The following is a 13,680-nucleotide window of genomic DNA, read 5'->3' on the forward strand; positions in this document are numbered from 1 at the left end:
TTTTGGGCGAAAAAACGACATCTGGCCGCATTCATGCTGCAAGAAGATTTATTCTAAGCCAGTCTGTGCCAAAATAGCAGGTTTGAATGGGCAGGCGCTTTGCCGTCGGCCAAGATAGAATCAGCGGAGCCGTTGTCCATGCAGGATCGCAATTTTGACGATATTGCCGAGAAGTTTGCGCGTAATATTTACGGCACCACCAAGGGGAAAATCCGTCAGGCGGTAGTCTGGCAGGATCTGACCACGCTGCTGGCCCAGTTGCCACAGCGGCCGCTGCGCATTCTGGATGCTGGTGGGGGCGAAGGCCACATGGCTTGCCAACTGGCAGAATTAGGACATCAGGTCTTGTTGTGCGATCTTTCTGGTGAGATGATCCAACGCGCTGCGTTGCTGGCCGAGCAGAAAGGTGTGAGCCAGAACATGCAATTCATACAAAGTTCGGCGCAAGAGATTGGTCAGCATTTGGCACAACCGGTCGATCTGATATTGTTTCATGCGGTTTTGGAGTGGATCGCCGAACCACAGGTGGCATTACAGGCGTTGTTTGATTGCCTGGTGCCCGGCGGCGCACTGTCACTGATGTTCTTTAATGCCAACGGTTTGTTGATGCGTAATGTGGTGTTGGGCAATTTCCAACTGGTAGATCCCGAGGTCAGGCGGCGTCGCAAGCGCTCGCTGTCGCCGCAGTATCCTCATAGCCCACCGCTGGTCTACGGCTGGTTGGAGCAGATGGGTATGCAGATTTCAGGCAAAACCGGCGTGAGGGTTTTCCATGATTATCTGCAAAGCAGGCAGCTACAGACCCAAAAATTTGAAGAGTTACTGGCGCTTGAACAGCTTTATTGTCGGCAAGAGCCTTACGTGAGTTTGGGGCGCTATATTCACGTCTCGGCGCATAAACCGAACCTGAAGGACGAACTATGAGTGAATTTTCCCAGACAGTACCCGAACTGGTCGCCTGGGCACGGAAAAATGATTTCTCTATTTCGCTCCCCACTGAGCGTCTTGCGTTTTTGCTGGCTATCGCCACGTTAAATGGTGAGCGGCTGGACGGCGAGATGAGTGAAGGTGAGCTGGTTGATGCATTTCGCCATGTCAGCAAAGGGTTTGAACAGACGCATGAAACGGTGGCGATACGCGCCAACAATGCGATTAACGACATGGTGCGCCAGCGCCTGTTGAACCGTTTTACCAGCGAGTTGGCGGATGGCAATGCCATCTATCGCCTGACGCCGCTGGGCATTGGGATTACCGATTACTATATCCGCCAGCGTGAGTTTTCGACCCTGCGCCTTTCCATGCAGTTGTCGATCGTGGCGGAAGAGTTAAAGCGTGCCGCAGACGCTGCCGAAGAAGGCGGCGATGATTTCCATTGGCACCGCAACGTCTTTGCCCCGCTGAAATACTCGGTAGCGGAGATCTTCGACAGTATCGATCTGACCCAGCGTCTGATGGATGAACAGCAGCAGAGCGTGAAAACCGATATTGCGGCGCTGCTCAACCAGGATTGGCGTGCGGCGATCTCCAGCTGTGAGATGTTGCTGTCGGAAACCTCCGGTACCTTGCGTGAACTTCAGGATACGCTGGAGGCCGCAGGTGATAAACTCCAGGCCAACCTGCTGCGTATTCAGGATGCCACGCTGGGTGAGATGGAGCTGGGCTTTGTCGATAAGCTGGTGTTTGATTTGCAAAGCAAGCTGGATCGCATCATCAGTTGGGGCCAACAGGCGATTGACCTGTGGATCGGCTATGACCGCCACGTGCACAAGTTTATCCGTACCGCCATCGATATGGATAAAAACCGCGTGTTCGCCCAACGCCTGCGCCAATCGGTACAAAACTACTTCGATAACCCTTGGACGCTGACCCATGCCAACGCCGATCGTCTGCTCGATATGCGAGACGAAGAGCTGGCGTTACGCAGTGAGGAGGTCACCGGGGAACTGCCGCCAGATCTGGAATATGAAGAGTTCAGCGAAATTCGCGAACAGCTGGCAGCGATGATCGAACAGGCGCTGAAGGTTTACCAGGAACAAAAAATGCCGCTCGATTTAGGGGCAGTGATGCGCGATTATCTGGCGCAATATCCGCGTGTGCGTCATTTTGACGTTGCCCGCATAGTGGTCGACCAGGCAGTGCGCCTTGGTGTGGCTGAAGCTGATTTTTCAGGGTTGCCCGCGCAGTGGCAGGCAATCAATGATTACGGAGCCAAGGTACAGGCCCATGTCATCGACAAATATTGAACAAGTAATGCCAGTCAAGCTGGCCAAGGCATTGTCTAATACGCTGTTTCCGGCGTTGGACAGCCAATTGCGCGCAGGTCGTCACATCGGTATCGATGAATTGGACAACCACGCATTCCTTATGGATTTTCAAGACGAGCTGGAAGAGTTTTATACCCGTTACAGCGTCGAGCTGATCCGGGCGCCGGAAGGGTTCTTCTATTTGCGCCCGCGCTCGACCACGCTCATTCCACGCTCGGTGCTTTCCGAGCTGGACATGATGGTCGGCAAAATCCTGTGTTACCTCTATCTGAGCCCCGAGCGCCTGGCGCACGAAGGTATTTTCAGCCAGCAGGAGCTGTACGATGAGCTGCTGAGCCTGGCGGATGAGAGCAAGCTGCTGAAGTTCGTCAACCAGCGCTCCACCGGTTCGGATCTCGATCGTCAGAAGCTGCACGAGAAAGTGCGCTCCTCGCTCAATCGCCTGCGCCGTCTGGGCATGGTGTATTTCATGGGCAATGACAACAGCAAATTCCGCATTACCGAGGCGGTGTTCCGCTTCGGTGCCGATGTGCGTAGCGGTGACGACCCGCGCGAAGCCCAGTTGCGGATGATCCGCGACGGTGAGGCGATGCCGGTTGAAAACAGCCTGTCACTGAACGATGACGTTGATGCGGAAGATGCGCAGGCAGAAGCCACCCCGGACAGTGCAGAGGATGAACAGGAATGATTGAACGCGGTAAATTTCGCTCACTGACGCTGGTTAACTGGAACGGTTTCTTTGCCCGAACCTTTGATCTCGATGAGCTGGTCACCACGCTTTCGGGCGGTAACGGGGCCGGTAAGTCCACCACCATGGCGGCCTTCGTCACGGCGCTGATCCCGGATCTGACGCTGCTGCACTTTCGTAACACCACCGAAGCCGGTGCCACCAGCGGTTCACGCGACAAAGGCCTGCACGGTAAATTGCGTGCCGGTGTCTGCTACTCAACGCTGGACGTCGTCAACTCACGCCACCAGCGTGTGGTGGTCGGGGTTCGTCTGCAACAGGTAGCGGGGCGCGATCGCAAGGTCGATATCAAACCTTTCACCATTCAGGGGCTGCCAACGGCGGTGCAACCGACCGAACTGCTGACCCAAACCGTGGGCGAACGTCAGGCTCGAGTCCTCTCGTTGCAGGAACTGAAAGAGCGTGTGGAAGAGATGGAAGGGGTGCAGTTCAAGCAGTTCAACTCCATCACAGATTACCACGCCCTGATGTTTGATCTGGGGGTGCTGCCCAAGCGCCTGCGCACTTCTTCCGACCGCAGCAAGTTCTATCGCCTGATCGAAGCCTCGCTGTACGGCGGGATTTCCAGCGCCATCACCCGTTCTCTGCGTGATTACCTGCTGCCGGAAAATGGCGGCGTGCGTAAAGCGTTCCAGGATATGGAAGCTGCGCTGCGCGAGAACCGCATGACGTTGGAAGCGATCCGCGTCACCCAGTCGGACCGCGATCTGTTCAAGCATCTGATCTCCGAAGCGACCTCGTACGTTGCCGCAGACTACATGCGCCACGCCAATGAACGGCGTATCCATCTGGATGGGGCGCTGGTATTGCGCAACGAGTTGCTGAGCAGTCGCAAACAGCTGGCCGCCGAGCAGTTCCGCCACGTTGAAATGGCGCGTGAGCTGGCTGAACAAAGCGGTGCCGAATCCGATCTGGAAACTGATTATCAGGCCGCCAGCGATCACCTCAATCTGGTGCAAACCGCAATGCGCCAGCAGGAAAAGATCGAACGCTATGAAGGCGATCTGGAAGAGCTGACCTACCGTCTGGAAGAACAGAATGAGGTGGTCGCCGAAGCGAGCGAGCAGCAGGCGGAAAACGAAGCGCGTGCCGAAGCCGCAGAGCTGGAGGTGGATGAGCTGAAAAGCCAGCTCGCCGATTACCAGCAGGCGCTGGACGTGCAGCAAACTCGCGCCATTCAATATCAGCAGGCACTTCAGGCTCTTGAACGCGCCCGTGCGCTGTGCCAGGTGCCGGAACTCACCGCCGAAAATGCCGAAGAGTGGCTGGATACCTTCCAGGCGCGTGAGCAGGAAGCGACAGAGTCCCTGTTGCAGTTGGAACAAAAGTTAAGCGTGGCGGATGCCGCTCATAGCCAGTTCGAGCAGGCCTATCAGTTGGTGGGTAAAATTGCGGGCGAAGTCAGCCGTAGTGAAGCCTGGCAAACTGCGCGTGAGCTATTGCGTGACTGGCCTTCGCAGCAGCATCAGGCTGAGCGTGTGCAGCCGTTGCGGATGCGTTTGAGCGAGCTGGAGCAACGCTTGCGCTCGCAGCAGGATGCCGAGCGTCTGTTGCAGGAGTTCTGTAAACGTCACGGGCAAAGTTATCAGCCGGATGAACTTGATGCCTTGCAGCAAGAGCTGGAAGAGCGTTTGGAATCGTTGTCGCAAAGCGTCAGCGAGGCCGGTGAGCGCCGGATGGAAATGCGCCAGGAGCTGGAGCAGATCCAACAGCGCATCAAAGAGCTGACCGCCAGGGCACCGATTTGGCTGGCCGCGCAGGATTCACTGACCCAGCTCAGCGAGCAGAGCGGTGAAGCCTTCGAAGATGGTCAGCAGGTTACCGAATACATGCAGCAACTGCTGGAGCGCGAACGCGAAACCACGGTTGAACGTGATGAAGTGGCCAGCCGCAAGCGCGAAATCGAAGCGCAGGTTGAGCGCCTCAGCCAGCCGAGCGGGGCAGAAGATCAGCGTCTGGTGACGCTGGCGGAGCGCTTTGGCGGCGTGCTGCTGTCGGAAATCTATGACGATGTCACCATTGACGATGCCCCTTACTTCTCCGCGCTGTACGGCCCGTCGCGCCACGCCATCGTGGTGCCGGATCTGTCGCTGGTGCGTGAGATGCTGGAAGGGTTGGAAGATTGTCCGGAAGATCTCTACCTGATCGAAGGGGATCCGCAGTCGTTTGACGACAGCGTGTTTGCCGTCGAAGAGCAAGAAAAAGCGGTGGTGGTGAAAATCGCCGATCGCCAGTGGCGTTACTCGCGCTACCCTGAGGTGCCACTGTTTGGCCGTGCTGCCCGGGAAAATCGCCTGGAAGTGCTGTACGCAGAACGTGACTCATTGGCCGAACGCTACGCCACCTTGTCATTTGACGTGCAGAAAACCCAGCGTTCTCACCAGGCGTTCAGCCGCTTTATCGGTTCACACCTCGCCGTGGCGTTTGACGCGGACCCTGAAGCGGATATCCGTGCTCTGAATAGCCGGCGGGGTGAAATTGAGCGTGCGCTCAATAACCACGAAGCGCAGAACCAACAACAGCGTCAGCAATACGATCAGGCCAAAGAAGGCATTTCCGCGCTCAACCGCCTGATGCCGCTGGTCTCACTGTTGAATGATGAAACCTTGCAGGATCGTGTCGAAGAGATCCGCGAGGAAATGGAAGAGGCGCAGGATGCTGCGCGCTATATCCAACAGCACGGCGTTTCCTTGGCCAAGCTGGAGCCCATGTTGTCGGTGCTGCAAAGCGATCCGGAGCAGCATGAGCAGCTACAGCAGGACTATGTACAAGCCCAGGCCACCCAACGTCAGGCCAAACAGCAAGCCTTTGCCCTGACAGAAGTGGTGCAACGCCGCGCGCACTTCAGCTATACCGACTCTGCCGGTATGCAGAATGCGGATAACGATCTCAACGATAAACTGCGTCAACGCCTGGAACATGCGGAAGCGGAACGTACCCGTGCCCGCGAGCAACTGCGCCAGTATCAGACCCAGTTTACGCAATACAGCCAGGTGCTGGCCTCGCTGAAAAGCTCTTATGACGCCAAACGCGACATGCTTAAAGAGCTGAGCCAGGAGCTGGTGGACATTGGCGTGCAGGCCGATGCCAATGCCGAAGCCCGCGCGCGTCAGCGTCGGGACGAATTACATGCCTCGCTGAGTAATAACCGTAACCGCCGTAACCAGTTGGAGAAACAGCTGACCTTCTGCGAAGCGGAAATGGACAGCCTGCAAAAGAGACTGCGCAAGCTGGAGCGTGATTATTACCAACTGCGTGAGCAGGTGGTGACCGCCAAGGCGGGCTGGTGTGCCGTGATGCGTCTGGTGAAAGACAACGGGGTTGAACGCCGTCTGCACCGTCGTGAACTGGCCTACATGGACGGTGACGAGCTGCGTTCGATGTCGGATAAGGCATTGGGTGCGCTGCGTCTGGCGGTGGCGGATAACGAGCATCTGCGTGACGTGCTGCGCCTGTCGGAAGATCCGAAACGACCAGAGCGCAAGATCCAGTTCTTTATCGCGGTCTATCAGCATCTGCGCGAGCGTATCCGCCAGGATATCATCCGCACTGACGATCCGGTCGAAGCTATCGAACAAATGGAGATCGAACTGGGCCGTCTGACCGAAGAGCTGACCGCGCGCGAACAGAAACTGGCGATCAGTTCGAAGAGCGTGGCGAACATTATCCGCAAGACCATTCAGCGCGAGCAGAACCGTATCCGGATGCTCAACCAGGGGCTGCAAGCGGTTTCCTTCGGTCAGGTGAAGAGCGTGCGCTTGAATGTCAACGTGCGGGAAGCCCATGCCACCTTGCTGGATGTGCTCTCCGAGCAGCAGGAACAGCATCAGGACCTGTTTAACAGCAACCGTCTGACCTTCTCGGAAGCGTTGGCCAAGCTGTATCAGCGCCTGAATCCACAGATCGATATGGGTCAGCGCACGCCGCAAACCATTGGTGAAGAGCTGCTGGATTACCGTAACTACCTGGAGCTGGAAGTGGAAGTCTTCCGTGGCTCCGATGGTTGGCTGCGGGCAGAAAGTGGCGCGCTGTCTACCGGGGAGGCTATCGGTACCGGCATGTCAATTCTGGTGATGGTGGTGCAGAGCTGGGAAGAGGAATCACGCCGCCTGCGGGGTAAAGATATTTCGCCTTGCCGCCTGCTGTTCCTTGATGAAGCCGCGCGTCTGGATGCCAAATCTATCGCCACGCTGTTTGAGCTGTGCGATCGTCTGGAGATGCAGTTGATTATCGCCGCGCCAGAAAACATCAGCCCGGAAAAAGGAACCACCTATAAACTGGTGCGTAAGGTGTTCCAGAACCATGAACATGTGCACGTGGTTGGCCTGCGAGGGTTTGCCAGCGAACAACCGGTTTTAGACCCGGTGTCGGAATAAACGTCACAAAGCTAAAAAAGTGCACTATAAATCTGAAAATAGCCGCCTGAAGGTGGCTATTTTTTTGCATGACGAGGATGATAGGCGTGTTTTTTTGCCGGTGGTAAGCTGGGATGAAACAGTTATTTACGGCGCCGAGAGCAAAAGCGCCGTTCTGTTTGTATACTGAAACTAATAATAGTCTGTGCGGTATTTTTGTGAGCCTACAGGGGGCAAGGGATGTTGCTTAAAAATGGAAACTCAGTACGACGTCTGGCATTGAGTTGCGCAATAGCGTGTGGTTTTGCCGTGTCGTTTTCCGCATGGGCAACCGTTCCGGCGTTACCGGTGGCGTCATCGTCATCGGGAATGTCCGTGGCACAAAGTCGTGCCGAACTGCTTGCGGCATTGCCGAAAAGCGTTGTGCCATATTATCTCTCTACTTTGGCACCGCTGTACGCTGCCAACCAGATGCAGCCTATGTGGCAAGATCGGGAAGCGGTACAGCAATTTCAGCAGCAGCTGGCTGAGTTGGCAATTTCTGGCGTACAGCCGCAGTTTACGCAATGGGTAAAACTGCTGACCGACCCGCTCATCACCGATATGGCGCGTGATATTGTGCTGTCGGATGCGATGCTGGGTTATTTGCAGTTTGTTTCCTCAATCGGGGCCAATGGCAACAACTGGCTGTACAGCAACATTCCTTACAAGCTGAAGGTGCCGGCGAATACGGTGATCAACCAGTGGCAGCTATCGATGCATCAGGGCAAATCGCTGGCCTACATCAATTCGTTGGCCCCGCAGCATCCTCAGTACGCCAAAATGCACTTGGCGCTGCGCGAGATGCTGGCTGATGGGCGCCCGTGGCCACAAATGACCAATGGTGCAAGCCTGCGCCCAGGTCAGCTCAGCGACGATATTCCTGCACTGCGCGATATTCTGGCGCGTACCGGGATGCTGGTCGCCACTCCGGCGGTAGCAGCCGCTTCATCTGAACCTGAAGTCACCAACGCCAACGCGGCCACTCCGGCGGTGGATGATGACCTGTCGGTGGATGAAGAGAAGAATCGTGCGACCGCAGGCGCTGTTGTCAGCCCTGGAGCAGCACCGATCAAAGATCTTGCGCCATCTCCAGAAGTGACCACGCAAGTACAACCTGCCAGTCCAGTTTCCGTAACGGATAATCGTTACACCGAAGATCTGGTGGAAGGGGTCAAACGTTTCCAAACCTGGCAGGGGCTGACGCCTGATGGTGTCATCGGTACCCGGACGCGTGAGTGGCTGAACGTTTCGCCACAAACGCGTGCTTCACTGCTGGCGTTGAATATCCAACGCCTGCGCATTCTGCCAGGGCACGTTGATACCGGCATAATGGTCAACATTCCGAACTACTCGCTCACCTACTATCTGAACGGTAATGAAGTGTTATCTTCGCGGGTGATTGTTGGCCGTCCTAGCCGCAAAACGCCGTTGATGAGCAGCGCGTTGAATAACGTGGTGGTCAACCCGCCGTGGAACGTGCCAACCAAGCTGATCCGTGAAGATATCGTGCCCAAGGCCATGCATGATGCCAGCTACTTCCAGAAACACGGCTACCGGGTGTTCTCGGGTTGGAGCAACGATGCGGAAGTGATCGATCCGGCCATGATTGATTGGGCCGTAGTTTCACCACGCAATTTCCCTTACCGCATCCAGCAGGCGCCAGGTACCAGCAACTCGTTAGGGCGTTTCAAGTTCAACATGCCGAGCTCGGATGCCATCTATCTGCATGACACCCCGAACCACGGTCTGTTCCAGAAGGATATCCGGGCGTTAAGTTCTGGCTGTGTGCGCGTTAACAAGGCTTCCGATTTGGCCAATATGTTGTTGCAGGATGCCGGTTGGAACAACGCGCGTGTTTCCTCCACGCTGAAAGGCGGCAATACGACGTATGTGAACATCCGCCAGAACATCCCGGTGCAGCTGTATTACCTGACGGCCTGGGTCTCTGATGATGGTAAGCCACAGTTCCGCACAGATATTTACAATTATGATGCGACAGTGAGATCGGGTGCACAAATTTTGGCTCAGGCCGAAAAATTGATGCAATAAATGCAGTAATTCTAGATAAATAACGGTCTGAATGTCTGGCCAGTAACAGGCACTGTTTTTTGTGAGTGCTGGTAAACCACAGCGTATCGCGGGTTGACTCCGCATACGCTGGCGGTTATGGTTCGGGCAGTGCGCAGTTTTGTGCATATATTTTGACATTCTTGCCGGGTTTAAAGAGTCATGGACAAAATTGATCATCATCGCCGTAAATGGCTGGCGTTAGGTAGCGCCGCCGTGGGTATCGCACTGCTTCCAGGGCAGGCGTTTGCCAGTCTTTCTACCTCTCGCCCACGTATTCTGTTGTTGAACAACCTCAATACCGGCGAGTCCATCAAGGCCGAGTTCTTCAACGGTAAGGGTTACAATAAAGAAGAATTGGCGCGCCTGAACCACATCTTCCGTGACTATCGGGCCAATAAGGTCAAGAGCATCGATCCGGCTCTGTTTGATCATCTCTATCGCCTACAGGTGATGCTGGGTACCAGCAAACCGGTACAGCTGATTTCCGGCTACCGTTCAATGGCGACCAATACCGAAATGCGTGAGCACAGCCGTGGCGTGGCCAAGCAGAGCTACCACACCAAAGGTCAGGCGATGGATTTCCATATCGAAGGGATCCAGCTGAGTAATATCCGTAAGGCGGCGTTAAAAATGCGTGCTGGCGGGGTAGGCTATTATCCACGTAGTAACTTTGTGCACATCGATACCGGCCCGGTGCGGACCTGGTAATCATTGTGCATCATGATCGCTGAATGGCACCCGCCCCTTGGGCGTGGTGCCGTTGTCGTTGGAGCTTTATGAAATACCATATTATCCCCGTTACGGCGTTCAGTCAGAACTGTACGCTCATCTGGTGCGACGTGACCAAACAGGCGGCGTTGGTCGATCCTGGTGGCGATCCGGAAAAACTGAAGGCCGCCATTGCCGAAAAGGGCGTGCAGGTCAGCCAGATTTTACTGACGCACGGCCATCTCGATCACGTAGGCGCGGCGGCAGAAATGGCCGAGCATTATCAGGTGCCAATCTATGGGCCGGATAAGGAAGATGCCTTCTGGCTTGAAGGTTTGCCAGCACAGAGCCGTATGTTTGGCTTGGATGAATGCGCCGCTCTAACGCCGACCAAATGGCTGGAAGAGGGGGATAAAGTGCAGGTGGGCGAAATGTCGCTGAACGTACTGCATTGCCCTGGTCATACGCCTGGTCATATCGTTTTTATCAACGAACAGGCGCGTTTGGCATTAGTGGGTGACGTGTTGTTCAACGGTGGCGTTGGCCGCAGCGATTTCCCGCGCGGTGACCATCAGGCGCTAATCGCTTCAATCCGCAGCAAATTACTGCCTCAGGGCGATGATATGGCGTTTATTCCAGGACATGGGCCGATGTCTACCTTTGGCCATGAACGTCAAACCAACCCGTTCCTGCGCGAAGAGCCAGCCATCTGGTAGAGGTCTCCCATACAAAACAACAAAGGGGCGCATATGCGCCCCTTTTCAATGCTAAATCCGCTTACAGCACGGCAACGATGGCTTCGCACAGCGGCGCCATATTGTCCGGCGTCATCCCCGCCACGTTAACGCGGCCGGAGTTAACGGCATACACGCCAAATTCATCACGCAGACGCAGAACCTGTTCTTTGGTCAGGCCGCTGAAAGAGAACATGCCGTTCTGGTTGATGATGAAGCTGAAATCCTGCTGCGCCCCTTTTTCCTGCAGGGTATTAACGAACAGCTGGCGCATACGATGAATGCGTTGACGCATGTCGGTCAACTCTTGTTCCCAAATGGCGCGCAGCGCTGGGTTACCCAAGATAGTGGCAACTACGGCGGCACCGTGTGATGGCGGGTTCGAGTAGTTGGCACGGATCGCGGCTTTCACCTGGCTGAAGGCACGCTCGGCGGTTTCTGCATCGGCAGCCACCACGGTGCAGGCACCGACACGCTCGTTATACAGGCCGAAGTTCTTCGAGTAGGAGCTGGCAACGATCAGTTCCTGATGTTTGGCTGCAAAGATACGCAGACCCTGCGCATCTTCTTCCAGGCCCTTGGCGAAGCCTTGGTAAGCGAAGTCGAACAGCGGCAACCAGCCCTTGGCTACGGACAGTTCAGCCAACTGAGCCCATTGTGCTTCGGTTGGATCGATACCGGTAGGGTTATGGCAGCAGCCGTGGAATAGCACCACGTCGCCAGCCTGAGCCTGGTTCAGGCTGGTGAGCAGGCCGTCGAAGTCCAGCGCATGGTTGGCGGCGTCGTAATAATTGTATTCCAACACTTCCAGGCCAACGGCACCAAAGACGTTTTTATGGTTTGGCCAGCTTGGGTTGCTGACCCAGATACGCTTGGCGCTGGTCTGGTTGGCAATAAAGTCGGCCGCTACGCGCAGGGCACCGGTACCACCAGGGGTTTGCGCGGTACGGGCACGCTTGTCGGCAATGATTGGGCTCTGCTTGCCGAACAATAGCTCTTGCGTGCAGCTGGCAAATTCAGGAATACCTTCAATGCCCAGGTAGTTTTTGGTGGTCTCATTTTCCAACAGATACTGCTCAGCTTTCTTGACGCTGGTCAGCACCGGCGTTTTGCCCGTTTCGTCTTTATAGACGCCAATACCCAGGTTGATTTTATTCTCACGCTTGTCGGCGCGGAAAATGTCGGTCAGACCCAGAATTGGGTCGGCAGGTGCAGCGATGATTTTTTCAAACATGTCAGATGCTTCCATGGCCTAGAGTTAAGCAGACAGAAACATCAGGGTAGCGCCAGTTATCGCCTTTGCCAACCGTTTGCGAGAAAAACACCTCGATCTTGTGACGGCGGCAGATTCAGCACAAAAAATGACGGGGAAGGGCGGATTGGCAGAATAAAAAATGGCGCAAAGCGCTAAAAACAAAAACAGGGCCGAAGCCCTGTTTTTTAACTTAGCTGACGGTAAACCGTCATCAAGTGCAACAACTTAGAACTGGTAAACCAGACCGGTAGCTACGATGTTGTCAGTAGCGATGCCGTTAGCACGAGTAAAGTCGTTTTCGTCCAGCAGGTTGATTTTGTAGTCAACGTAGGTAGACATGTTTTTGTTGAAGTAGTAAGTAGTACCTACATCAATGTATTTAACCAGATCGTTGTCAGTGCCGTTAGGGCCAGTCAGGTCCTTACCTTTAGACTGCAGGTAAGCGATAGATGGACGCAGGCCGAAATCGAACTGGTACTGTGCTACCACTTCAAAGTTCTGAGTTTTGTTTGCAATGCTATTAGGAGCTTTAGACGTGCTACCGAATGGAGTCATGTTGCGAGTTTCCGCATACATGGTTGCCAGGTAGACGTTGTTGGCATCGTATTTAGCACCAACGGTCCATGCATCAGCTACGTTACCGCCAGCAGTGCTGTTATCTTTCTGGTCAATGGTACGGTTAGATGAAGAGTATGCCGCACCTAAGCTGATACCGGTATCCAGAATTGCGTAGGTGGTAGAAACACCAACACCGTCACCGTTTTGTTTTTTGATGTCACGATCGTCGTTTTCGTTCTTGCCTTGATACTGCAGAGCGAAGTTCCAACCATCAACCATACCGAAGAAGTTGTTGTTACGGTAAGTAGCAACACCGTTAGCACGGCCGGTCATGAAGTTGTCGGTAGTGGTGTAAGTATCGCCACCGAACTCTGGCAGCATATCTGTCCAGCCTTCAACGTCATACACTACGCCGTAGTTACGGCCGTAATCGAATGAACCGAATTCAGCAAATTTCAGACCTGCGAAGCCCAGACGAGTCTTAGTACCTTCGGTACCTTGTGACTCAGCGTGGTTAGCTTGAACGTTGTATTCCCACTGGCCATAACCGGTCAGTTGGTCAGTAATCTGGGTTTCACCTTTGAAGCCAAAACGCACGTATGACTGGTCGCCATCGTTGCCTTTGTCTTTAGAGAAGTAGTGCAGACCGTCAACTTTACCGTACAGATCCAGTTTGTTGCCGTCTTTGTTGTAGATTTCAGCTGCGTTGGCTGCACCAGCTGCTAACAGAGCTGGGATCACTACTGCAAGAATGTTGCGCTTCATCATCATTATTACCCTCATTGGTTTTATTCGGACACCTTGCCACTGCCGCCAATAATTCTTTTGGAACTATTGTTGATAGATTGGTGTCGTCCTGTGTCTGCACGCAGTGTTCCATTCACGGGCAGGTTTATCTAGAACGAAAATGCTACCAATGTCGCAATCTGGTTTCAGAAAGCAACGA

The 13,680-nt window shown here is 54.7% G+C and carries 9 protein-coding genes; 7 read left to right on the top strand and 2 right to left on the bottom strand.

The features are described 5' to 3' along the window. Window positions 1–138: 138 nt before the first annotated feature. The 7 genes from cmoM (at window position 139) to ACKWMY_RS13940 (ending at window position 10,903) form a co-directional block, all read left to right on the top strand. Window positions 139–924: a tRNA uridine 5-oxyacetic acid(34) methyltransferase CmoM gene (gene cmoM / locus ACKWMY_RS13910; protein ID WP_024484594.1), complete on the top strand. Its 786-nt coding sequence runs from the start codon at window positions 139–141 to the stop codon at window positions 922–924. After that, on the top strand, window positions 921–2,243 hold the full coding sequence (gene mukF / locus ACKWMY_RS13915) for a chromosome partition protein MukF (RefSeq protein ID WP_024484593.1): 1,323 nt from the start codon (window positions 921–923) through the stop codon (window positions 2,241–2,243). Before cmoM ends, mukF begins: the two co-directional genes overlap by 4 nt. Next, a complete protein-coding gene (mukE, locus tag ACKWMY_RS13920; protein WP_024484592.1) occupies window positions 2,224–2,952 on the top strand; it encodes a chromosome partition protein MukE in 729 nt (242 codons plus the stop codon). The genes mukF and mukE overlap by 20 nt, the downstream gene beginning before the upstream one ends. After that, complete coding sequence (gene mukB, locus ACKWMY_RS13925) at window positions 2,949–7,388, top strand: chromosome partition protein MukB (protein ID WP_409486461.1); 4,440 nt, start codon at window positions 2,949–2,951, stop codon at window positions 7,386–7,388. Before mukE ends, mukB begins: the two co-directional genes overlap by 4 nt. Before the next feature lie 219 nt (window positions 7,389–7,607). Then, entirely contained in the window at window positions 7,608–9,458 is a 1,851-nt protein-coding gene (gene ldtD / locus ACKWMY_RS13930; RefSeq protein ID WP_211134849.1) for a L,D-transpeptidase, read from the top strand. 180 nt (window positions 9,459–9,638) lie between these two features. Continuing rightward, a complete protein-coding gene (locus ACKWMY_RS13935) occupies window positions 9,639–10,187 on the top strand; it encodes a YcbK family protein (protein WP_021804901.1) in 549 nt (182 codons plus the stop codon). Window positions 10,188–10,255: 68 nt separating this feature from the next. Continuing rightward, window positions 10,256–10,903 carry an MBL fold metallo-hydrolase gene (locus ACKWMY_RS13940; RefSeq protein ID WP_065685317.1) on the top strand — a complete coding sequence of 216 codons (648 nt, stop codon included), beginning with the start codon at window positions 10,256–10,258 and terminating at the stop codon, window positions 10,901–10,903. Window positions 10,904–10,964: 61 nt separating this feature from the next. On the opposite strand, the gene ACKWMY_RS13945 is transcribed toward ACKWMY_RS13940, so the two are convergent. Both ACKWMY_RS13945 and ompC read right to left on the bottom strand, forming a co-directional pair. Beyond that, window positions 10,965–12,155, bottom strand: coding sequence for an amino acid aminotransferase (locus ACKWMY_RS13945; RefSeq protein ID WP_024530374.1), 1,191 nt, complete (start codon window positions 12,153–12,155; stop codon window positions 10,965–10,967). Between the two features lie 246 nt (window positions 12,156–12,401). Further along, complete coding sequence (gene ompC, locus ACKWMY_RS13950; RefSeq protein WP_314727617.1) at window positions 12,402–13,502, bottom strand: porin OmpC; 1,101 nt, start codon at window positions 13,500–13,502, stop codon at window positions 12,402–12,404. Window positions 13,503–13,680 lie beyond the last annotated feature (178 nt).

The sequence above is a fragment of the Serratia sp. J2 genome, from assembly GCF_046269175.1.
Lineage (GTDB): Bacteria > Pseudomonadota > Gammaproteobacteria > Enterobacterales > Enterobacteriaceae > Chania > Chania fonticola_C.

Excerpts from the sequence above, each read along its gene's own strand:
- ldtD (WP_211134849.1), top strand. The coding sequence starts at position 7,608 with ATGTTGCTTAAAAATGGAAACTCAGTACGACGTCTGGCATTGAGTTGC.
- ACKWMY_RS13945 (WP_024530374.1), bottom strand. The coding sequence starts at position 12,155 with ATGTTTGAAAAAATCATCGCTGCACCTGCCGACCCAATTCTGGGTCTG.
- mukF (WP_024484593.1), top strand. The coding sequence starts at position 921 with ATGAGTGAATTTTCCCAGACAGTACCCGAACTGGTCGCCTGGGCACGG.
- ACKWMY_RS13935 (WP_021804901.1), top strand. The coding sequence starts at position 9,639 with ATGGACAAAATTGATCATCATCGCCGTAAATGGCTGGCGTTAGGTAGC.
- mukE (WP_024484592.1), top strand. The coding sequence starts at position 2,224 with ATGTCATCGACAAATATTGAACAAGTAATGCCAGTCAAGCTGGCCAAG.
- ACKWMY_RS13940 (WP_065685317.1), top strand. The coding sequence starts at position 10,256 with ATGAAATACCATATTATCCCCGTTACGGCGTTCAGTCAGAACTGTACG.
- cmoM (WP_024484594.1), top strand. The coding sequence starts at position 139 with ATGCAGGATCGCAATTTTGACGATATTGCCGAGAAGTTTGCGCGTAAT.
- ompC (WP_314727617.1), bottom strand. The coding sequence starts at position 13,502 with ATGATGAAGCGCAACATTCTTGCAGTAGTGATCCCAGCTCTGTTAGCA.
- mukB (WP_409486461.1), top strand. The coding sequence starts at position 2,949 with ATGATTGAACGCGGTAAATTTCGCTCACTGACGCTGGTTAACTGGAAC.